Source organism: Halobacteriovorax sp. DPLXC-1 (genome assembly GCF_036903125.1).
In the GTDB taxonomy this organism is placed as follows: Bacteria; Bdellovibrionota; Bacteriovoracia; order Bacteriovoracales; family Bacteriovoracaceae; genus Halobacteriovorax_A; species Halobacteriovorax_A vibrionivorans.
The window spans coordinates 371,487-390,933 of sequence record NZ_JAYMCO010000001.1; the positions used below are offsets into that span (position 1 = coordinate 371,487).

Sequence of the window (19,447 nt, forward strand, 5' to 3'; positions counted from 1 at the left end):
AGAGGGCATAAAAAATGAAAGACCTTTTAAACTTTTTTGATAAGCCAAAAGATCCAGTAAGCGTTGAGGGTGTATCTATCAAGCTTGCTTCTCCTGATACAATCAGAGAGTGGTCATTTGGTGAAGTAAAAAAACCAGAAACTATTAACTATAGAACATATAAGCCTGAAAGAGATGGTTTATTCTGTGCAAAGATCTTCGGACCAGTAAAAGATTACGAATGTATCTGTGGTAAGTATAAGAGAATGAAGCACAGAGGTGTAGTATGTGAGAAGTGTGGTGTTGAAGTTACACTTTCAAAAGTACGTCGTGAGAGATGTGGACATATCGAATTAGCAACTCCTGTTGCTCACATTTGGTTCCTACGTTCACTTCCTTCAAGAATGGCCGCTCTACTTAATCTTTCTCTTAAAGAACTTGAAAAGGTTCTTTACTATGAAGCTTATATTGTAACTGCTTCAGCAACTGATGGTGTTGAAGGTGGTCTAGATGTAGGTCGTGTTATCTCTGAACAACAATACTGGGAACTTAAAGATCAAGGAATTGACTTTGAAGCTGGTATGGGTGGAGAGATTGTTCAAGAACTACTTTCTAAGCTTGATATCGATTTAGAAAACAAAAACTTAAGACGTGGTCTTGCTAATGCTACAACAGAAATGGCAAGAACAAAGTTCGTTAAGAGATTAAGAGTTGTTGAATCTCTTATGAAGTCTGAAAACAAGCCTGAGTGGTTCATGATGGATGTAGTTCCAATTCTTCCACCAGACTTAAGACCTCTAGTTCCTCTTGAAGCTGGACGTTTTGCAACTTCAGATCTTAACGATCTATACAGACGTGTTATCAACAGAAACAACCGTCTAAGAAGACTTAAAGAACTTAATGCTCCTGAAATCATCATTAGAAACGAAAAGAGAATGCTTCAAGAAGCAGTAGATGCTCTTTTTGATAATGGTCGTCGTGGTAAAGTATTTACTGGTGCTAACAAGCGTCCACTAAGATCTCTTTCTGATATGTTAAAAGGTAAGCAAGGACGTTTCCGTCAAAACCTTCTTGGTAAGCGTGTTGACTACTCAGGACGTTCTGTAATTGTTGTTGGTCCAAGTTTAAGACTTCACCAGTGTGGTCTACCTAAACTTATGGCACTTGAGCTTTTCAAGCCATTTATCTACAACAAACTAATTGAAAAAGGACACTGTACTACGATTAAAGTTGCTAAGCGTATGGTTGAGCAACAAAAAGAAGAAGTATGGAATATCCTTGAAGAAGTTGTACAAGAACACCCAGTACTTCTTAACCGTGCACCAACTCTTCACAGACTTGGTATCCAAGGTTTCGAACCAGTACTTATTGAAGGGAAAGCGATTCGTCTTCACCCTCTTGTATGTACAGCATTCAACGCCGACTTCGATGGTGACCAGATGGCCGTTCACGTTCCTCTATCACTTGAAGCTCAAATTGAGTGTCGTGTTCTTGCAATGTCGACAAATAATATTCTTTCTCCAAAAGATGGTTCTCCAATTATTACTCCATCTCAGGATATCGTTCTTGGTCTTTACTACATGACTCGTGAGAGACCATATGCTCGTGGGTACGGGAAAACTTTCTCTTCTAAAGAAGAAGCTCAGTTTGCTTACCACTCAGGTAACCTACACCTTCAAGCACCTATTAAAGTTCGTATCGATGGTGTTGTTCACGAAACAACTGTTGGTCGTACTTTCGTATTCGATATTGTTCCATCATGCTTAAACTTCGCTGATGTAAACATTATCCTAGGGAAGAAAGAGCTAGTTAAACTTCTAGACCTTGCTTACAGAAGAGGATCTGAAAAAGATACTGTTCTTCTTGCTGATGGTCTTATGCAGCTTGGTTATAGCAACGCTACGAAAGCAGGTATTTCGATTAACGTTGTTGATATGGAAATCCCATCTGAAAAAGAAGGTATCCTACAAGAAGCTCACGATGAAGTTAGCGCAATTACTGAAGAGTATAACGAAGGTTCAATCACTAACGGTGAGAGATATAACAAAGTCGTTGATGTTTGGTCACAAACAACAGAAAAGCTTGTTAAGGTTATGCTTGAGAAAATTTCAACTGATGAATTTACATCTGAGAAAGAAGGTGAAGAGCCAGTATACGCTCCTTCATTCAACGCTCTATATATGATGGCAAACTCAGGTGCAAGGGGTTCTGCTCAGCAGATGAGACAGCTTGCTGCCATGAGGGGTCTAATGGCCAAACCATCAGGTGAAATTATTGAAACGCCAATTACTTCAAACTTCCGTGAAGGTTTATCGGCACTTCAGTACTTCACGTCTACACACGGTGCACGTAAAGGTCTAGCCGATACTGCCCTAAAGACAGCAAACTCTGGTTACCTAACGAGACGTCTAGTTGACGTAGCTCAAGATGGTATTATCAGAAATGAAGACTGTGGTACGACTGACGGAATTACTCTTACTTCACGTATTGAGTCTGGTGAAGTTGTTGAGCACGTAGCATCTAGAGCTATGGGCCGTGTAACAGCAGCTCCAGTTATCTCAGCTGAAGGTAATGAAGTTCTTCAATCAGGTCACTTACTAACTGAAAAAGACCTTGAGATGCTAGAAGCAAATGAAGTTGACCAAATCAAAGTTAGATCAGTTCTGACTTGTAACGAAAGACATGGGTTCTGTGCTGCATGTTTTGGTCGTGACCTTGCTCGCGGTACAATGGTTTCAGTTGGTGAAGCAGTTGGTGTTATTGCCGCTCAATCAATTGGTGAACCTGGTACACAGCTTACAATGCGTACTTTCCACGTTGGTGGTACTGCAACTGCTGGTGCACAAGTAAATAAAACAACAGTTCGTACGTCTGGTAAGGTTGTATTTAACAACGTTATCACTGCTGAAACTCAAAACGGTCTTCTTATTATGAATAAGACTGGTGAGCTAATCATCAAAGATGCACGTGGTGTTGAAAAAGAAAAATATCCAGCAACTTACGGTGCTAAGTTACACTTCAAAGAAGGTGACGAAGTAAACGTAGGGGATACTCTGATTGAATGGGACCCGTTTGCGATTCCACTTCTAACAGAAGTAGCTGGTACAGTTAAATTTGAAGACCTAGTTGTTGGTGCAACTATTGCAGAGCAAACAGATGCAGTAACTGGTCTAACTCAAAGAACTGTAATGGAAACTAAGGATCCTTCTCTACAGCCAAGAATTTCTATTCTTGATGCTGATGGAAACCCAGTAATTGTTCCTGGAACAAACCGTCAAGCAACATACCGTCTTCAAGTAGGAGCAACTCTTACTGTAACTGAAGGTGATGAAGTTGAAATTGGTGGTGTATTATCTAAAGTTTCTCGTGAAACAACGAAAACAAAAGATATTACAGGGGGTCTTCCAAGAGTTGCAGAACTTTTCGAAGCTAGAAAGCCAACTAATGCATCTCAAATTGCCGATGTTACAGGTACTATTGAGTTTGGTGCAGAGGTTAGAGGTTCTAGAAGAGTTCTAATTAGACCTGAAGATGGTTCAGATCCAGTTGTTTACACAATCCCTAAGGGTCGTTACGTAACAGTTAACGAAGGTGACTACATCCGTTCTGGTGAAGCTATTATGGATGGTCCAGCTAACCCACATGATATCCTAAGAGTTTTAGGTATCAAGGAACTTGCTGGTTACATCGTTGATGAAATTCAAGCTGTTTACCGCCTACAGGGTGTTGATATTGATGATAAGCACATCGAGGTAATTGTTTCTCAAATGCTTAAGAAAGTTGAAGTAACTGATCCAGGTGACTCTACATTTGTTGTTGGTGACTCTGTAACTAAAGCAGAATTACTTACTACGAACGAAGAGCTAGTTGCTGATGGATATGAGCCAGCTCAAGCTAGACCAGTTCTACTTGGTATTACTAAGGCAGCTCTTTCAACTGATTCATTCTTATCAGCTGCTTCATTCCAAGAGACAACGAAGATTCTTACTCAAGCTTCACTTGAAGGTAAGAAAGATATGCTTCGCGGTCTTAAAGAAAACGTACTTATGGGCCGCCTGATTCCAGCAGGTTCTGGTATCTCTAAGTACCGTGATTATGAAGCATTTGTTGAAGAAGAGTCTTCAGTTGAAGAAACTTCTACATTAATGTTATAAAAACTTGCTTATATGAGGGGTGGTGTGTTACACCATCCCTCTATAGTTTATTATGGGCTAAAGCCTAATTTTATCTTTGAAATTTGTTGTAGTTAAGGAGCGGAAATGCCTACGATTAACCAATTAATTAGAAAAGGTAGAACTGATAAGTTTGAAAAAACTAAATCACCTGCCTTAAAAGCGTGTCCACAAAGACGCGGTGTATGTACAAGAGTATATACAACTACTCCTAAGAAACCAAACTCAGCGATGAGAAAGGTTTGTAGGGTAAAACTAACAAGTGGATTTGAAGTTACTTCATACATTGGTGGTGAAGGACACAATCTACAAGAACACTCGATCGTTATGATTCGTGGTGGTAGAGTAAAAGACCTTCCAGGGGTTCGTTATCACACTATTAGAGGTACATTAGACTGCCAAGGTGTTGATAAAAGAGGTCAGAGAAGATCTAAGTACGGTTGTAAAAAGCCTAAGAAGTAATTTAGTTAACTAATTGACACCGATTGCGTAATGGCCTGAGGTGAGTAATCGATCAGTTAAATCTGTTTCCGGTGAAGGAGAAATAATATGAGTAGAAAAAATAGAGCACAGACTAGAGAAGTACTACCTGATCCAATTTTTCAAGACGTTGTTGTCGCAAAATGTGTAAACGCAATTATGAAAGATGGGAAAAAGTCAGTTGCTGAAAAAATCTTTTATGGAGCACTTCAAAGAGTTGAGTCAAAGACTGGTGAAGAGCCATTAAAAGTATTCAAAAAAGCACTTTCTAACATTAAGCCAGCGGTAGAGGTTAAGTCTCGTCGTATCGGTGGTGCAACTTACCAAATTCCAGTTGAAGTTAGAAATAACAGAAGACAATCTTTAGCACTTAGATGGCTAAGAGATTACGCAAGAGCTCGTGGTGGTAGAACTATGGTTGAAAAACTATCAGACGAAATCATCGACGCTTCTCAAGGTAGAGGTGGAGCTGTTAAGAAGCGTGAAGACACTTACAAGATGGCAGAAGCTAACAAAGCATTTGCTCACCTTAAGTGGTAATCTGTTATTAATCTAACAAGATAAAATTAAGCAAATTTCATAATAAACTATAAAGGGCCTCTATTGAGGCCCTTTTTTATTCCTACCTAAACTGCCTTGTTTGTGTTAATTATATGTCTGCATTTTATTAAATTTTTAAGGACTTATTATGAGTTTAGAAAATATTCGAAATATCGGTATTATGGCGCATATTGATGCCGGAAAGACGACAACTACTGAGCGTATTCTTTATTATACGGGTAAGAGTCATAAGATTGGAGAAGTGCATGATGGTGCTGCGACTATGGACTGGATGGTTCAGGAGCAAGAACGTGGTATCACAATTACTTCCGCTGCTACGACTTGTATGTGGAAGAAAACAAATATTAATATTATCGATACTCCAGGTCACGTAGACTTCACAATTGAGGTTGAGAGAGCTCTTAGAGTTCTTGATGGGGCAATTGGTGTATTTGATGCTGTAGCCGGTGTAGAGCCACAGTCAGAGACTGTATGGGGCCAGGCTGATAAGTATAGCGTTCCAAGAATTGCATTTGTTAACAAGATGGACCGTGTTGGTGCTGACTTTGAAATGTGTCTTGGAGAGATTAGAACTAAGCTTGGTAAAACTGCAGCAGCAATTCAATTACCAATTGGTGCAGAAGATACATTTAAAGGTGTTATTGACCTTGTAAATATGAAGGCCATTCTTTTTAAAGATGAAGACTTGGGCTCAACTGTTGTTGTTGAAGAAATTCCACAAGATATGCAAGATGATGCACAAATGGCCCATGAGGAATTAATTGAAACTTTAGCTGACTTTGATGACCAATTAGCAGAGGATTATCTGTCTGGTGAGTCTATATCAGCTGAAAGAATTTCAAAGTCTATTCGTGAAGCAGTTATTAATCACGAGTTTGTTGCAGTTCTTTGTGGTTCTGCTTTTAAAAACAAGGGTGTCCAACCACTTCTCGATGCTGTTCGCGACTACCTACCTTCACCAATTGATCGTGGTGAAGTAAAAGGTGTGAATGGAAAGAATCATGATAAGGAAGAAGTAAGAAGGCCAGATACTGAAGATGCATTTTCAGGGATTGCATTTAAGATTGCAACGGATCCATTTGTTGGTTCTTTAACATTCTTCAGAATTTATTCAGGTTCTCTTAAGGCGGGAGCACAGGTATATAATCCTCATAAAGGTAAGCGTGAAAGAGTTAATAAAATTCTTCAAATGCATGCAGCTAAGAGAACTGAGCTTCAAGAAGCAAAAGCTGGTGATATTATTGCAATTTCGGGATTAAAAGAAACTGTAACAGGTGAAACTCTTTGTGCGGAAAACCGTACAATTATTTTCGACCTTATGGAATTTCCAGAGTCTGTAATCTCAGTTGCCATTGAGCCTAAAACGACAAATGATGAAAAGAAGTTAATGACTTCTTTAAGTCAGCTAAAGCTAGAAGATCCTTCGTTTACTTATCAACATAATAAAGAAACTGGTCAGCTTCTAATTTTTGGTATGGGCGAGCTTCACTTAGAGATTATTTGTGATCGTCTTGAGCGTGAATTTAAAGTTGGTATACGAGTAGGAGATCCTCAGGTTTCTTATAGAGAGAGTATTACAGGTACGGCTAAGGCCGAAGATACATTTAACCGCGAGCAAGGTGGAAAGATGGTGTATGGCCATGCTGTTGTTGAGGTTGAGCCAACGGATCATCAGTCTGGTGTTCAATTTGAAACAGATCTAACTAAGCGTGATCTACCACAAGACTTCTTAAATGCTATTGAAAAAAGTATCAAAGATACTTCAATGGGGGGAGCACTTGCTGGGTATCCATTTATAAATATTAAGGCTAAATTAGTCGCAGCAAACTTTAATGAAGAAGAAGGCTCTGAAGTTGCATATGCTATTGCAGCCTCAAACGCATTTAGAGAAGCATGTCGTAATGCTGGATTGTCTTTACTTGAGCCTAAAATGAGCTTAGAAGTAGTAACTCCAACAGATTACACTGGGGATATTATTTCAGATATAAATACAAAGCGTGGAAAAATTCACGCCATGAGTGCAAAGCAAGATAAAGAAGTGATTGATGCTGAAGTTCCTTTATCTGAAATGTTTGGTTACTCAACAGATATACGTTCGAAATCACAGGGAAGGGCCAACTTTACGATGAATTTTGATCGTTATGAGGAAATTCCTATGAAAATGGCGAAAGAAATACTTGAAAAACGAGGAATATACATCTAAAACACTTTAGATTTTTTTTAACAAAAAGCAGGAGTAAAAAAATGGCAAAAGAATCTTTTGACAGAAGTAAGCCCCACGTAAACATTGGTACGATCGGGCACGTTGACCACGGTAAGACAACTCTTACAGCGGCAATTTCAATTACACTAGCGAACGCACTTGGTGGTGACGTAAGAAAATTCGACGAAATCGATTCGGCACCAGAAGAAAAAGCTAGAGGTATTACAATCAATACTTCACACATTGAGTATGAAACAGCAACAAGACACTACGCACACGTAGACTGTCCAGGTCACGCTGACTATGTAAAGAACATGATTACAGGTGCAGCACAAATGGACGGAGCAATCTTAGTTTGTTCAGCGGCTGATGGGCCAATGCCACAAACAAGAGAGCACATCCTTCTTGCACGTCAGGTAGGTGTACCAGCGATCGTAGTATTCTTAAATAAAGTAGACCAAGTAGATGATGAAGAACTACTTGAGCTAGTAGAAATGGAAGTAAGAGAGCTTCTATCTTCTTACGACTTCCCAGGTGACGATATTCCTATCGTAGCTGGTTCGGCACTAGCAGCTCTTGAAATGAGAGACGATGCAATTGGTAAAGATAAAGTACTAGAGCTTATGGCACAAGTTGATGAGTATATTCCAACTCCAGCTAGAGCAACAGATCTTGACTTCCTAATGCCAGTAGAAGATGTATTCTCAATCTCAGGACGTGGTACAGTTTGTACAGGACGTGTTGAAAGAGGTGTAATCAAGGTAAACGAAGAGATCGAGATCGTTGGTATTAAAGAAACAACTAAGACAACTGTAACTGGTGTTGAGATGTTCAGAAAGCTTCTTGACGAAGGTCGTGCAGGTGATAACGTTGGTCTACTTCTACGTGGTGTTAAGCGTGAAGAAGTACTACGTGGTCAGTGTCTAGTTAAGCCAGGATCAGTAACTCCACACGCGAAGTTCAACTGTGAAGTATATATCCTTTCAAAAGATGAAGGTGGACGTCACACTCCAATCTTCAAAGGTTATAGACCACAATTTTACTTCAGAACAACAGACGTAACAGGTGATATTACACTTGCAGACGGAGTTGAGATGGTAATGCCAGGAGACAACACTTCATTCGCAGTAGATTTAATTACTCCAATTGCGATGGAAAAAGGTCTTAAGTTCGCGATCCGTGAAGGTGGTAGAACAATTGGTGCTGGTACAGTATCTGAAATTCTAGACTAATTTTATTGTATATAAAGAGGGTGGTCTTAAGGGCCACCCTTTTTTTATGAGAAAAATTGGTTGATGCGTAAAAAATATATGGCCTAGCGTAAAAATAATTTGACAATAGGCCCAAAAAACATATAAAAGTCAAATTCAACTTTTAAAATTGATTAATAGGATGTGTATGAAAGCTTCTAAGTTAAGAATTAAATTGCGCGCATATGATCACAAGCTTCTTGATAGCTCTGTAGATGAGATCGTTCAAACAGCTAAAGAAACAGGCGCTAGAGTAGCGGGACCAATCCCATTACCAACAGAAATTAATAAATTTACTGTTCTTAGATCACCTCACAAAGATAAAAAATCTCGTGAGCAATTTGAAATGAGAACACACAAGAGACTAATTGATATTGTTGATCCAACTCAACAGACTGTTGATAGCCTAATGAAATTAGATCTATCAGCTGGTGTTGACGTTGAAATCAAGTACTAGTATAAACTAAAAAAATTTTATTATTAACCATGCATGCATCTCTTGGAGAAGAGTGATGCTGTGGAGGCAAAATGACAGAAGAAACTCAAGCAGTTGAGACAGCTGCTACTGAATCATCTAGTTCACTAGCTCTTAATACTATCTATGGTGTTAAAGCTGGTATGACAAGAATCTTTGATGAAGCTGGTAACCACGTTCCAGTAACAGTAATCAAACTTATTCCTAATAAAGTAACTCAAGTTAAGACTCTAGATAAAGATGGGTACGAAGCTTACCAAGTTGGTTACTACGAAAAAAGAGAAAAACTACTTAATAAAGCAACTAAGGGTCACCTTAAGTCAGCTAACGTTGAGAATAACTTTGTAAGATTTGCAGAAGTTACAGCTCAAGGTGTAGATGCTGCTAACTTAGGTAAAGATCTTTCAGTTGAGTCATTTGAAGCTTCTACATATGTTGACGTAACAGGAACATCTAAAGGTAAAGGTTTCCAAGGTCAAATGAAGAGACACAACTTTAAAGGTGGACCTGCAACTCACGGTTCGAAATTCCACAGACGTGGTGGTTCGATCGGTAACAGAGCGACTCCTGGTAAAGTTTGGAAGAACAAAAGAATGCCTGGTCACATGGGTAGTGAGACAAAAACTATTCAAAACATCAAGGTTGTTGAAGTTAATCAAGATAAAGGATACATGCTACTTAAGGGATCAGTTCCTGGTTCTAAAAACGGTTTTGTAAGAATTGCAAAAGCACTTAAGAAGTAATAGTAGACTGAGGTAATAGTTATGAGTGATGTAACAGTATTAAATGCAAAATTAGAAGAAGCGGGAAAGCTTACTACAAACGTAAGTCTAACTGCTGAAGATATTAACGTAGCGGCTGTACACCAAGTTGTTAAAGCTACTCTAGCGGGAAGAAGACAAGGTAATGCTTGTGTTAAAGGTCGTTCAGATGTTAGCGGTGGTGGTATTAAGCCATTCAAACAAAAAGGTACAGGTAGAGCACGTCAAGGTTCTATTAGATCGTCTCTTATGGTAGGCGGTGGAACTGTTCACGGTCCTAGCCCAAGAAGCTACGTTCAAAAAGTTAATAAGAAAATGGCAAAGGTTGCTATTCAATCTATTCTTGCTGACAAACTCCAAGCAGGAAAGTTGACAGTAGTAGATACGATTGAATCAACTGGTAAAACTAAAGAAATGTACAATCTTTTAAATGGTAAAGGTTTACTACCGGCTTTAGTAGTAACTGCTGATAAAAACTCACCAGCTCTTAGAGCAGTGAAGAACTTACAGTGGGGTAAAGGGATGGCCGTTGAAGGTTTCTCTGTATACGAAGCGGTTAAATTCGAAAACCTAGTTATTGAAAAGAGTGCATTAGAAACCCTATTAAATAAGTTGGTGTAATTATGGCGACGTTAGAAAATGTATTAAAGAAACCACTTATCACTGAGAAGACTTCTGTAGCTACAGATAACTACAACAGATTTGGTTTTGTTGTAGATCTTAAAGCTAACAAGCATCAAATTAAGAATGCAGTTGAAGCGCTTTATGATGTGAAAGTATTAAATGTAAAGACAAACATCACTCCAGGTAAAATTAAAAGAGCTGGTAAAGGTGTAAAAAAGACTAGTAAATTCAAGAAGGCTTTCGTTCAATTAGCGGAAGGTCAAAAGATTGAATTTTTTAAAGGTGTTTAACTAGTTAGCTGAGGAAATTATGGGTATTAAAAGATTTAAACCAACAACTCCTTCACTAAGAAAGATGCAAGTCCTAAATAGTGATGAGTTAACAAAAGATGTAAAGCCGGTTAAAGGTCTAACATCAGTTAAGAAAAATTTTGCAGGTAGAAATAACTCTGGACGTATCACTGTTAGACACAGAGGTGGTGGAGTTAAGAGAAGATATAGAATTATCGACTTCAAAAGAAACAAAATGGATATCCCTGCAACAGTTCAAGCGATCTCATATGATCCAAACAGAACTTGTAATATCGCACTTATCGCATACCACGATGGTGAGAAGAGCTACATCCTAGCTCCTCTTGGACTTAAAGTAGGTGATAAAGTTATCGCATCTGCAGATGCAGATATTAAAGTAGGAAATGCTAAGAAGCTTAAGGACATTCCAGTTGGTACTCTTGTACACAACGTTGAAATGTACCCAGGAGCTGGTGGTCAATTAGCACGTTCTGCAGGCTCTTACGTACAAATCATGGCAAAAGAGGGTAAGTTTGCTCTTCTTAGAATGCCATCAGGTGAGCTTAGAAAAGTTGAATTAGTATGTATGGCAACTATTGGTCAGGTAGGTAACCTAGATCACGAAAAACGTAACATTGGTAAAGCTGGACGTAAGAGAAAGCTTGGATTTAGACCAACTGTACGTGGTGTTGCTATGAACCCAGTTGATCACCCACACGGTGGTGGTGAAGGTAGAACTTCAGGTGGACGTCATCCGATTTCACCATGGGGAACACCAACTAAGGGTTACAAGACTAGAACTAATAAGAGAACTGATAAGTTCATCGTTAAGAGAAGAAAGTAGTAGGAGATTAATATGGCCCGTTCACTTAAAAAAGGACCATTTGTTGATATTAGCTTAATGAAAAAAGCTCTACAAATGCAAGAAGAAGGTAATAAAGGTAACAAAGTGATCAAGACATGGTCTAGAAGATCAACGATTGTTCCTGAGTTTATTGGACTTACATTTGCCGTTCACAACGGTAAGAAATTCATACCAGTTTATGTTACAGACAATATGATCGGACATAAGTTAGGTGAATTTGCACTTACAAGAACTTACTATGGTCACGGTGCAGATAAGAAAGGCAAGAAAAAGTAGTTAAGTTACAGTTGAATAAGGAGAAGGTCAGATGGCCATTACAGTTAGAAACAGTAGAGTTGGTATCGCGCCAAGAAAAGTAAGACAGGTTTGCGATCTAATTAGAAAGAAGAAAGCTTCTGAAGCGTTAAAGATTTTACGTTTCCAAGAGAAGAAAGAAATTGCACTTGTTTTAACAAAATTAATTAATAGTGGATTAGCAATCGCAGCTGATTCTGAAAAATATGATTTAGACAACTTAGTTGTTTCAATCATTAAAGCGGACGAAGGTCCAACTTTAAAGCGTATCCAGCCAAGAGCTCAAGGTCGCGCATTCAGAATTAGAAAAAGAACTAGTCACATAACAGTTGAACTAAAAGAAGCATAGGATAAATTATGGGACAAAAAGTACATCCATACGGTTTTAGATTAGGTTATATTAAGTCATGGCACTCAAATTGGTTTGCTAACGATCAAGAATACGGTGAAACACTTCACGAAGATCTTGCAATTAGAAACTACATTGAAAAGAACATGAAGAATGCTTCTGTAGCTAACATCGAGTTATCAAGAACTTCAAACCAGGTTAAGGTTACTGTTTATACAGCTAAGCCAGGTGTAGCAATTGGTAAAAAAGGTGCAGGAATTGAGAAAATTAGAAACGACCTTAAGAAACTTACTAAAGGGACTCTAATCTTCAATATTGCAGAAGTTAAAAGACCAGATGCAGAAGCAAAGTTAATTGCTGAGAATATCGCAGGTCAGCTTGAGAAACGTGTAGCTTTCAGAAGAGCAATGAAGAAAGTTATGCAGTCAGCATTCAGAGCTGGTGTTAAAGGTATTCGTGTTAGAACAGCAGGTCGTTTAGGCGGAGCTGAGATGGCAAGAGCAGAAGGTTATACAGAGAGAAAAGTTCCTCTACACACTCTTAGAGCAGATATTGATTACAACACTGCTGAAGCACAAACAACATACGGTATTATCGGTGTTAAAGTTTGGGTTTATAAGGGTGAGATTTACAAGTAGTTGGAAATTCGTTAATGAATTGAATTTATTGAGGTAAATATGTTAAGTCCAAAAAAAGTAAAGTGGCGTAAGCAGCAGAAAGGAAGAATGAAAGGGAAAGCAAACCGTGGAAATACTATCACGTTCGGCGAATTTGCTATACAAGCCCTGTCATGTGGGTATATAACTAACCGTCAGATTGAAGCTGCCCGTATTGCAATGACAAGAAAGATCAAAAGAGGTGGTAACGTTTGGATCAAAATCTTTCCAGATAAAGTCCTAACTAAGAAGCCAGCTGAAGTTCGTATGGGGAAAGGTAAAGGTTCTCCAGATTCTTGGGTTGCAGTAGTAAAACCAGGAAGAGTAATGTTTGAAATTAAGCATACTGATCCTGAGCTAAGTAAACAAGCACTTAAGCTTGCTATGTACAAGCTGCCTGTTAAAACTAGAATCATTTCTAGAGAGCAACAGGAACTTTAATCGTTAGAGGAAGTTATGCAAAAGTTAGATTATAAAGAAGTAAGCGGTTTAAGCGGTAAAGAAATTGATGCAAAAGTTACTGAAATGAGAAGAGCTATCTTCGATATGAACATGTCAAAAGCGACAAGTGGAATCGAAAAGCCTCATCAGCTAAAAATTGCAAAAAAGAATATTGCTAAATTATTAACAGCAAAGAAAGCTAAAGGTGAATAACCATGAGTACAAAAACGTTTAAAAGAAAGCTAGATGGTGTAGTTGTTTCTGTAAAGAATGATAAAACTGTAGTTGTTAACGTTGCTAGACGTTTTAAGCACCCTGTATACAGTAAGTTCGTTACAAAAACTAAGAAATACCATGCTCATAACGAAAGTTTTGAAGCAAGTCTAGGTGACAATGTAACAATTATTGAAAGTAAACCTTATTCAAAACTCAAAAAGTGGGAACTGTTAAAGGTAAATAAGTAATGGCTTAATAAGCCTATTTTAGGAGTTAGAAATGATTCAGATGCAAACTAAGTTAGAAGTTGCTGATAACTCTGGAGCTAGAGAAGTAAAGTGTATCAAGGTTCTTGGTGGTTCAAAAAGAATGAACGCAAATCTTGGTGACATTATTGTAGTAGCAGTTCAGCAAGCTCTTCCAGGTGGAAAAATTAAAAAGGGTGACGTTAAGAAAGCAGTTATCGTTAGAACAAAGTACCCAATTAGAAGAGAAGATGGTTCTTACATCAGATTTGATAAGAACAGTGTTGTAATTCTAAATAATAACAATGAACCAGTAGGGACACGTATTTTTGGTCCTGTAGCTAGAGAATTAAGAAACAGAAGTTTCACTAAGATCTGTTCTTTGGCCCCGGAAGTTCTATAATCAAGGTTCAGTGAGGAAGTTATGCAAAAGCTAAAAGTTAATGATAATGTTGTAGTTTTAACAGGAAAAGACAGAGGCAAAACTGGTGAAGTTAAGAAAATTAATTTCAAGACCAAAGTTGTTTATGTTGGTGGTGTTAATCTAGTAAAAAAAGCAATTAAACCAACTCAAGAGAACCCAGCAGGCGGTATCGTTGATATCGAAGCGCCTCTTCACATCTCTAATGTTGCTGTTGTAAGCCCAAAAACAAAAAAGGCTACAAGAGTAAGATTTGAAGAAAAAGATGGAAAGAAAGTTAGAGTCGCTGTTTCTTGTGGATCAGAACTGAGTTAAGGGTAGAGGCAGATATGAGTAGATTCAGAAAACTTTATAATGATGAAATTAAAAATAAAATGACTGAGAAGTTTGGTTATAAGAATGTTAACCAGATTCCTAAGCTAGAAAAGATAGTGGTTAACTGTTGTACAAGAGACGCAGTTACTAACTCTAAAGTTGTTCAGTCGATTGTTAAGGATCTTGGAACTATTACTGGTCAAAAGCCAGTTGTTGCAAAGGCTAGAAAGTCTGTTGCAGGTTTCAAAGTTAGAGAAGGTATGCCTCTAGGTGCAAATGTTACTCTTCGTGGTGAGAGAATGTACGAATTCCTTGATAGACTTGTTAATATTACTCTTCCAAGAGTTCGTGACTTTAGAGGTGTTTCTTCTAAAGGTTTCGATGGACAGGGTAATTATACTTTAGGTTTAAAAGAGCAGATTATTTTCCCAGAAATTTCTTACGATCAAATTGATAAAGTAAGAGGTCTAGGAATCTCAATCGTAACAACTGCTGGAAACAACGAAGAAGGTAGAGAGCTACTAAACCTTTTTGGTATGCCTTTCAACAAGTAATAGAGGATATAGTAATGGCTAGAAAAGCGAAAATTGAAAGTAACAAGAAAAGAGCTAAGCTTGCTGAAAAATATGGTGCTTTAAGAAAAGAACTTAAGGCTGCTATCATCAACGAAAAACTTTCTGATGAAGAGAGATTTGAAGCGATGATCAGACTTCAAAAGCTTCCAAGAAATTCAGCTCAAATTAGAGTAAGAAATAGATGTGAACTGACTGGTCGTCCACGTGCTTTCTATAGAAAGTTCAGATTATCAAGAATTCAATTTAGAGAGTTAGCACTTAAAGGGATGATCCCAGGTGTAACTAAGTCAAGCTGGTGATGGTAGAGGAGACGAGATTATGATGACTGATCCTATTTCAGATATGTTAACAAGAATTAGAAATGCAATTAATGCTGGACACGATAGAGTTGAGTTCCCAGCATCAAAAATGAAAGCTGGTGTTTGTAAAGTTATGAAGGACGAAGGATATATTCGTTCATTCAAAATTATTGCAAAAAGCCAGTCAGATATAAGAATTAAAGTACTACTAAAAGATAACGCTATTGTTGGTCTTCAAAGAGTATCTAAGCCAGGTCTAAGACAGTACCGTGGTTATAAAGATATCTCTAGAGTAATCAGTGGTCTAGGTACTTCAATCCTATCAACTTCTAAAGGAATTATTTCTGATAGAGAAGCGAGAGCGACAAAAGTTGGTGGTGAAGTAATCTGTAATATTTGGTAGTAGGGAGCGAGTAATGTCACGTGTAGGAAAAAACCCGGTAATAGTTCCTGAGAAAACTCAGGTATCAATAAACGGTACAACAGTATCGGTTAAAGGGCCTAAAGGTGAACTAGAGTATACTTTTAATAATTTAGTAACTCTTTCACATGAAGGTAACGAAGTAAAAGTAAACCCAATTGACGAGTCAAAAAAGTCTCGTGCAATGTGGGGTACAGCAAGACAAATCATCTCTAACATGGTAACAGGTGTTACTGATGGTTTTACAAGAAAGCTTGAGTTCAACGGTGTTGGTTACAAGGCGTCAGTAAGTGGAAACACAATGACACTTAACCTTGGTTACTCTCACCCAATCGAGTACGTTCTTCCAGAAACAGTTGCTGCAAAAGTAACTAAGAATGAGATTGAACTTACTGGACCAAATAAAGAGCTTCTTGGATTTGCTGCTGCAAAAATCCGTTCATTCAGACCACCAGAGCCATATAAAGGTAAAGGTGTTAAATACGCTGAAGAGCACATTGTTAGAAAAGCTGGTAAATCTGGCGGTAAGTAATAAATATGTAGCCTGAGAATGGCCCGCGGTTAGGGCCTAGGGTGAGGAGACTAAAATGATTAGAAAACCTTATGGTAAAGCTGGTAAAGCAAGTACAGCTAGAAGAATTAGAAGAAAACTTGCAATTCGTAAAAAAGTTGCTGGTAATGCAGAAAGACCACGTCTATCTGTAAACCGTACAAACAAGCACATCACTGTACAAGTTATTGATGATGAAGCTAACAAGACTCTTTTCAGTGTTCAAACTTATGGTAAGAACGCAGTAGAAGGAAAGTGTAATGTTGCAGGTGCTCAACTTGTAGGTGCTAAACTTGCTGAAAACTTAAAAGCTAAGAATATTTCAACTGCTGTTTTCGACAGAAACGGACTTAAATACCACGGTGTAATTAAAGCTGTTGTTGAATCTGCTAGAGAAAATGGAATTCAAATTTAGGAGTAAGTGATGTCTGAAGAAAATAAAAGCGTTGAAAAAACAGTAAAAGCAGAACCTAAGAAGAAAGCTTCTAAAAGAGCTCCATCTAAAAAACGTCAAAATAATAACGGAATGGATGTTGAGCTTGAGGAAAGAGTTGTTGCTGTAAACAGAGTTGCAAAGGTTATGAAGGGTGGTAGAAGATTTTCTTTTAGTGCTCTAATGATCGTTGGTGATAAGAAAGGTCGCGTTGGTTTTGGTCTAGGGAAAGCAAAAGAAGTTCCTGAAGCAATCAGAAAAGCAACACAAGCGGCTCAAAAAAGTATGATTTCAGTACCTGTTGATGGTGGAACAATCCCACATACAGTTATGGGTGAGTTCGATGCTGGTCAGATCCTTTTCAAGCCTGCCGCAGAAGGTACAGGGGTTAAGGCTGCTGGTGCATGTCGTTCAATTCTTGAGCTTGCAGGTGTTAAAGACGTTCTAACTAAGTCACTTAGAGGTAATAACCCACACAATATCGTTAAGGCGACATTTGATGCTCTAGCACAACTAAGATCAGTTGAAGAAGTTGCAAGAGTACGTGGTAAAGAAGCTAAGGGCTTAAGAATTAAAGGTTAATTGAGGTTGATATGACAGCGAAAACAATTACAGTTACATTGAAGAAAAGTACTATTAAGTGCAACGAAAAGCAAAAAGCTACAGTTAGAGGTCTAGGACTTAGAAAAACAGGTACATCTAAGACTTTAGAAAATACATCAGCTGTTAGAGGAATGATCAAAAAGGTAATTCACCTTTTAGACATCCAGGAATAAGAGGTAGATATGTTAACTTTAAATAACTTAAAAAGCCCAAAGGGTGCACATAAGAACATCAAGAGAATTGGTCGTGGACAAGGTTCAGGACAAGGTACTCAAGCTGGTAAAGGTCATAAAGGTCAAAAAGCTCGTGCCGGTGGTGGTGTAAGAACTGGTTTCGAAGGTGGGAACATGCCATTATACATGCGTCTACCAAAGAGAGGATTTTCTAACGCTCCATTTAAAACAGTATATGCTGAAGTTTCTCTAGCTACTCTAGAAGCGAAATTTGATGGCGGAGACGTTACAAAAGAAGCTTTAATTGAGAAGGGTATTCTTAAGGGTGCGGATAAAAGACGTCCTGTGAAAATTCTTGCTAACGGAGAGCTTTCAAAATCGTTAAATTTTGTTAATATTGAAAAGTTTTCTAAGAGTGCACAAGAAGCAATCGAGAAAGCTGGTGGAAAAATAGCAACAAAATAAAAAGGATCGTCTGATGTCAAATGCTCATGGAAGACTTGAAGAGCTTAAGAAAAAAGTCTTTTTTACTTTTTTATTATTAGTAGTATATAGATTGGTTGCGCAAATCCCTGTTCCAGGGGTTGATGCGCAAGCAATTTCTTCATATTTTGCAGAATCTGGAGGCGGAGGTCTTTTCGATCTAATCAACACTTTTAGTGGTGGTGCCTTCAAGAGATTCTCAGTATTAGCACTGGGGATTATGCCTTATATTACTACTTCTATTATCTTTTCTCTTCTTGGTGAGGTAATTCCTCAGATCCAAGAGATGCAGGAAGACTCAGAAGGACAAAAGAAAATACAAAAATGGACTAGGTATGCAACAGTAATACTCTGTTGCATACAGGGTTACTCAATGGCCGCTGTGTTTGAAACATTTGTTTCACCTGGTGGTGCTAGAGTTATTCCTGATCCAGGTATGCTATTTAGAGTTGTTACAATGATTACTCTAGCTGCAGGGACAATGTTTCTTCTATGGCTAGGTGAGAGAATCACTGAATTTGGACTCGAAAATGGTGTATCTCTGATTATTTTTGCAGGTATTGCAGTTGAGCTACCAACAGAAGTAATTCAGAAAATAACATTATTTAGAAACGGTGAAATGGGTGGTTTAGAACTACTAACTTTCGCTGCTGTAATTGTTGTTGCATTCTTCGTGGTTGCATTTATTGAAAGAGCCTTTAGAGCTATTCCAGTACAATATGCAAAAAGAGTTGTTAACAACAGAGTTTACGGAGGGAATCAAACACTTCCGATGAGAGTTGATACTGGTGGAGTTATGCCTCCTATCTTAGCATCTTCTCTACTTGCTGCACCTGCAACTTTTGCGACATTTATCCCAGCTGATAGTGCGTTTAAGCCATACTTTGATACTATTCAACAAAGTTTATACCCAGGGCAGTTACTATTTAATATCTTGTTTGGAGCTTTGATTGTGTATATGACTTATTTCTATGCACCAATTCAGTTCAAAACTAAGAAAATTTCCGAAATGCTACAAAAGAATAATGCATTCATCCCAGGAATTAGACCTGGTGATAAAACTAAAGAATATCTAGATACACTTTTAAATCGTATGTCATTCTTTGGGGCCTTATTCCTTATTGTTGTTTGTATTGTGCCTTCTTTAATTACAGGAGCTCAAACACGTTTCGGTGGAACATCTATGCTGATCCTTGTTTCAGTTTCAGTTAGAGTAATGATGAATGTGCAATCGTTTATGTTTGCTGACAAATATGAGTCATCATATAAGTCTAAAGGTAAATATAACGGAAATAACAGAAGGTTCTAGTCAA

At 38.1% G+C, this 19,447-nt stretch carries 27 protein-coding genes; all 27 read left to right on the plus strand.

The features are described from left to right. The first annotated feature begins 14 nt into the window (after positions 1-14). The 27 genes from rpoC (at position 15) to secY (ending at position 19,443) form a co-directional block, all read left to right on the plus strand. Entirely contained in the window at positions 15-4,133 is a 4,119-nt protein-coding gene (gene rpoC, locus VCM44_RS01890) for a DNA-directed RNA polymerase subunit beta' (protein ID WP_120405579.1), read from the plus strand. A gap of 105 nt (positions 4,134-4,238) precedes the next feature. Beyond that, the gene (rpsL, locus tag VCM44_RS01895) at positions 4,239-4,613 is read left to right on the plus strand and encodes a 30S ribosomal protein S12 (protein ID WP_114705881.1); all 375 of its coding nucleotides are present in this window, start codon (positions 4,239-4,241) and stop codon (positions 4,611-4,613) included. 87 nt (positions 4,614-4,700) lie between these two features. Beyond that, entirely contained in the window at positions 4,701-5,171 is a 471-nt protein-coding gene (gene rpsG / locus VCM44_RS01900; protein WP_114705880.1) for a 30S ribosomal protein S7, read from the plus strand. A 148-nt stretch (positions 5,172-5,319) separates the two neighbouring features. Next, the gene (gene fusA, locus VCM44_RS01905) at positions 5,320-7,395 is read left to right on the plus strand and encodes an elongation factor G (RefSeq protein WP_334677874.1); all 2,076 of its coding nucleotides are present in this window, start codon (positions 5,320-5,322) and stop codon (positions 7,393-7,395) included. A gap of 41 nt (positions 7,396-7,436) precedes the next feature. Continuing rightward, positions 7,437-8,627, plus strand: a complete 1,191-nt coding sequence (gene tuf, locus VCM44_RS01910) for an elongation factor Tu (RefSeq protein ID WP_120405577.1) — start codon at positions 7,437-7,439, stop codon at positions 8,625-8,627. Positions 8,628-8,793: 166 nt separating this feature from the next. Beyond that, positions 8,794-9,102, plus strand: coding sequence for a 30S ribosomal protein S10 (gene rpsJ / locus VCM44_RS01915; RefSeq protein WP_114705877.1), 309 nt, complete (start codon positions 8,794-8,796; stop codon positions 9,100-9,102). A gap of 71 nt (positions 9,103-9,173) precedes the next feature. Next, positions 9,174-9,863, plus strand: a complete 690-nt coding sequence (gene rplC / locus VCM44_RS01920) for a 50S ribosomal protein L3 (protein WP_114705876.1) — start codon at positions 9,174-9,176, stop codon at positions 9,861-9,863. Between the two features lie 21 nt (positions 9,864-9,884). Next, positions 9,885-10,502 (plus strand): 50S ribosomal protein L4, encoded by a 618-nt coding sequence (gene rplD / locus VCM44_RS01925; protein ID WP_114705875.1) that lies wholly within the window; start codon positions 9,885-9,887, stop codon positions 10,500-10,502. A gap of 2 nt (positions 10,503-10,504) precedes the next feature. After that, a complete protein-coding gene (gene rplW / locus VCM44_RS01930) occupies positions 10,505-10,795 on the plus strand; it encodes a 50S ribosomal protein L23 (protein WP_114705874.1) in 291 nt (96 codons plus the stop codon). A 19-nt stretch (positions 10,796-10,814) separates the two neighbouring features. After that, a complete protein-coding gene (gene rplB, locus VCM44_RS01935) occupies positions 10,815-11,639 on the plus strand; it encodes a 50S ribosomal protein L2 (RefSeq protein WP_114705873.1) in 825 nt (274 codons plus the stop codon). 12 nt (positions 11,640-11,651) lie between these two features. Further along, positions 11,652-11,936: a 30S ribosomal protein S19 gene (rpsS, locus tag VCM44_RS01940; protein ID WP_114705872.1), complete on the plus strand. Its 285-nt coding sequence runs from the start codon at positions 11,652-11,654 to the stop codon at positions 11,934-11,936. Between the two features lie 31 nt (positions 11,937-11,967). Then, the gene (gene rplV / locus VCM44_RS01945) at positions 11,968-12,303 is read left to right on the plus strand and encodes a 50S ribosomal protein L22 (RefSeq protein WP_114705871.1); all 336 of its coding nucleotides are present in this window, start codon (positions 11,968-11,970) and stop codon (positions 12,301-12,303) included. A gap of 8 nt (positions 12,304-12,311) precedes the next feature. After that, the gene (gene rpsC, locus VCM44_RS01950; RefSeq protein ID WP_114705870.1) at positions 12,312-12,941 is read left to right on the plus strand and encodes a 30S ribosomal protein S3; all 630 of its coding nucleotides are present in this window, start codon (positions 12,312-12,314) and stop codon (positions 12,939-12,941) included. A 39-nt stretch (positions 12,942-12,980) separates the two neighbouring features. Continuing rightward, positions 12,981-13,400 (plus strand): 50S ribosomal protein L16, encoded by a 420-nt coding sequence (gene rplP / locus VCM44_RS01955; RefSeq protein ID WP_114705869.1) that lies wholly within the window; start codon positions 12,981-12,983, stop codon positions 13,398-13,400. Positions 13,401-13,415: 15 nt separating this feature from the next. Next, complete coding sequence (rpmC, locus tag VCM44_RS01960) at positions 13,416-13,613, plus strand: 50S ribosomal protein L29 (RefSeq protein WP_114705868.1); 198 nt, start codon at positions 13,416-13,418, stop codon at positions 13,611-13,613. A 2-nt stretch (positions 13,614-13,615) separates the two neighbouring features. Beyond that, on the plus strand, positions 13,616-13,864 hold the full coding sequence (gene rpsQ, locus VCM44_RS01965) for a 30S ribosomal protein S17 (protein ID WP_114705867.1): 249 nt from the start codon (positions 13,616-13,618) through the stop codon (positions 13,862-13,864). Positions 13,865-13,895: 31 nt separating this feature from the next. Beyond that, positions 13,896-14,264 (plus strand): 50S ribosomal protein L14, encoded by a 369-nt coding sequence (gene rplN, locus VCM44_RS01970; protein WP_114705866.1) that lies wholly within the window; start codon positions 13,896-13,898, stop codon positions 14,262-14,264. A 21-nt stretch (positions 14,265-14,285) separates the two neighbouring features. Then, positions 14,286-14,597 (plus strand): 50S ribosomal protein L24, encoded by a 312-nt coding sequence (rplX, locus tag VCM44_RS01975; protein WP_114705865.1) that lies wholly within the window; start codon positions 14,286-14,288, stop codon positions 14,595-14,597. Between the two features lie 14 nt (positions 14,598-14,611). Next, positions 14,612-15,151, plus strand: a complete 540-nt coding sequence (gene rplE, locus VCM44_RS01980) for a 50S ribosomal protein L5 (protein WP_114705864.1) — start codon at positions 14,612-14,614, stop codon at positions 15,149-15,151. Between the two features lie 14 nt (positions 15,152-15,165). Next, on the plus strand, positions 15,166-15,471 hold the full coding sequence (gene rpsN, locus VCM44_RS01985) for a 30S ribosomal protein S14 (protein ID WP_114705863.1): 306 nt from the start codon (positions 15,166-15,168) through the stop codon (positions 15,469-15,471). Between the two features lie 22 nt (positions 15,472-15,493). Further along, positions 15,494-15,874, plus strand: coding sequence for a 30S ribosomal protein S8 (gene rpsH / locus VCM44_RS01990; RefSeq protein ID WP_334677875.1), 381 nt, complete (start codon positions 15,494-15,496; stop codon positions 15,872-15,874). A gap of 13 nt (positions 15,875-15,887) precedes the next feature. Continuing rightward, positions 15,888-16,424 (plus strand): 50S ribosomal protein L6, encoded by a 537-nt coding sequence (gene rplF, locus VCM44_RS01995; RefSeq protein ID WP_114705861.1) that lies wholly within the window; start codon positions 15,888-15,890, stop codon positions 16,422-16,424. A 55-nt stretch (positions 16,425-16,479) separates the two neighbouring features. Further along, positions 16,480-16,857, plus strand: a complete 378-nt coding sequence (gene rplR / locus VCM44_RS02000) for a 50S ribosomal protein L18 (protein ID WP_114705860.1) — start codon at positions 16,480-16,482, stop codon at positions 16,855-16,857. A gap of 111 nt (positions 16,858-16,968) precedes the next feature. Next, a complete protein-coding gene (rpsE, locus tag VCM44_RS02005; protein ID WP_233500243.1) occupies positions 16,969-17,457 on the plus strand; it encodes a 30S ribosomal protein S5 in 489 nt (162 codons plus the stop codon). A gap of 11 nt (positions 17,458-17,468) precedes the next feature. After that, entirely contained in the window at positions 17,469-17,651 is a 183-nt protein-coding gene (rpmD, locus tag VCM44_RS02010) for a 50S ribosomal protein L30 (protein WP_114705858.1), read from the plus strand. Between the two features lie 9 nt (positions 17,652-17,660). Next, positions 17,661-18,116, plus strand: coding sequence for a 50S ribosomal protein L15 (gene rplO, locus VCM44_RS02015; RefSeq protein WP_114705857.1), 456 nt, complete (start codon positions 17,661-17,663; stop codon positions 18,114-18,116). A 13-nt stretch (positions 18,117-18,129) separates the two neighbouring features. Next, positions 18,130-19,443, plus strand: coding sequence for a preprotein translocase subunit SecY (secY, locus tag VCM44_RS02020; protein ID WP_114705856.1), 1,314 nt, complete (start codon positions 18,130-18,132; stop codon positions 19,441-19,443). The last annotated feature ends 4 nt before the right edge of the window (positions 19,444-19,447 follow it).

What these genes read in the sequence shown, in the direction of transcription:
- rpoC (WP_120405579.1), top strand. Translation starts at nt 15, where the DNA reads ATGAAAGACCTTTTAAACTTTTTTGATAAGCCAAAAGATCCAGTAAGC.
- rpsL (WP_114705881.1), top strand. Translation starts at nt 4,239, where the DNA reads ATGCCTACGATTAACCAATTAATTAGAAAAGGTAGAACTGATAAGTTT.
- rpsG (WP_114705880.1), top strand. Translation starts at nt 4,701, where the DNA reads ATGAGTAGAAAAAATAGAGCACAGACTAGAGAAGTACTACCTGATCCA.
- fusA (WP_334677874.1), top strand. Translation starts at nt 5,320, where the DNA reads ATGAGTTTAGAAAATATTCGAAATATCGGTATTATGGCGCATATTGAT.
- tuf (WP_120405577.1), top strand. Translation starts at nt 7,437, where the DNA reads ATGGCAAAAGAATCTTTTGACAGAAGTAAGCCCCACGTAAACATTGGT.
- rpsJ (WP_114705877.1), top strand. Translation starts at nt 8,794, where the DNA reads ATGAAAGCTTCTAAGTTAAGAATTAAATTGCGCGCATATGATCACAAG.
- rplC (WP_114705876.1), top strand. Translation starts at nt 9,174, where the DNA reads ATGACAGAAGAAACTCAAGCAGTTGAGACAGCTGCTACTGAATCATCT.
- rplD (WP_114705875.1), top strand. Translation starts at nt 9,885, where the DNA reads ATGAGTGATGTAACAGTATTAAATGCAAAATTAGAAGAAGCGGGAAAG.
- rplW (WP_114705874.1), top strand. Translation starts at nt 10,505, where the DNA reads ATGGCGACGTTAGAAAATGTATTAAAGAAACCACTTATCACTGAGAAG.
- rplB (WP_114705873.1), top strand. Translation starts at nt 10,815, where the DNA reads ATGGGTATTAAAAGATTTAAACCAACAACTCCTTCACTAAGAAAGATG.
- rpsS (WP_114705872.1), top strand. Translation starts at nt 11,652, where the DNA reads ATGGCCCGTTCACTTAAAAAAGGACCATTTGTTGATATTAGCTTAATG.
- rplV (WP_114705871.1), top strand. Translation starts at nt 11,968, where the DNA reads ATGGCCATTACAGTTAGAAACAGTAGAGTTGGTATCGCGCCAAGAAAA.
- rpsC (WP_114705870.1), top strand. Translation starts at nt 12,312, where the DNA reads ATGGGACAAAAAGTACATCCATACGGTTTTAGATTAGGTTATATTAAG.
- rplP (WP_114705869.1), top strand. Translation starts at nt 12,981, where the DNA reads ATGTTAAGTCCAAAAAAAGTAAAGTGGCGTAAGCAGCAGAAAGGAAGA.
- rpmC (WP_114705868.1), top strand. Translation starts at nt 13,416, where the DNA reads ATGCAAAAGTTAGATTATAAAGAAGTAAGCGGTTTAAGCGGTAAAGAA.
- rpsQ (WP_114705867.1), top strand. Translation starts at nt 13,616, where the DNA reads ATGAGTACAAAAACGTTTAAAAGAAAGCTAGATGGTGTAGTTGTTTCT.
- rplN (WP_114705866.1), top strand. Translation starts at nt 13,896, where the DNA reads ATGATTCAGATGCAAACTAAGTTAGAAGTTGCTGATAACTCTGGAGCT.
- rplX (WP_114705865.1), top strand. Translation starts at nt 14,286, where the DNA reads ATGCAAAAGCTAAAAGTTAATGATAATGTTGTAGTTTTAACAGGAAAA.
- rplE (WP_114705864.1), top strand. Translation starts at nt 14,612, where the DNA reads ATGAGTAGATTCAGAAAACTTTATAATGATGAAATTAAAAATAAAATG.
- rpsN (WP_114705863.1), top strand. Translation starts at nt 15,166, where the DNA reads ATGGCTAGAAAAGCGAAAATTGAAAGTAACAAGAAAAGAGCTAAGCTT.
- rpsH (WP_334677875.1), top strand. Translation starts at nt 15,494, where the DNA reads ATGACTGATCCTATTTCAGATATGTTAACAAGAATTAGAAATGCAATT.
- rplF (WP_114705861.1), top strand. Translation starts at nt 15,888, where the DNA reads ATGTCACGTGTAGGAAAAAACCCGGTAATAGTTCCTGAGAAAACTCAG.
- rplR (WP_114705860.1), top strand. Translation starts at nt 16,480, where the DNA reads ATGATTAGAAAACCTTATGGTAAAGCTGGTAAAGCAAGTACAGCTAGA.
- rpsE (WP_233500243.1), top strand. Translation starts at nt 16,969, where the DNA reads ATGGATGTTGAGCTTGAGGAAAGAGTTGTTGCTGTAAACAGAGTTGCA.
- rpmD (WP_114705858.1), top strand. Translation starts at nt 17,469, where the DNA reads ATGACAGCGAAAACAATTACAGTTACATTGAAGAAAAGTACTATTAAG.
- rplO (WP_114705857.1), top strand. Translation starts at nt 17,661, where the DNA reads ATGTTAACTTTAAATAACTTAAAAAGCCCAAAGGGTGCACATAAGAAC.
- secY (WP_114705856.1), top strand. Translation starts at nt 18,130, where the DNA reads ATGTCAAATGCTCATGGAAGACTTGAAGAGCTTAAGAAAAAAGTCTTT.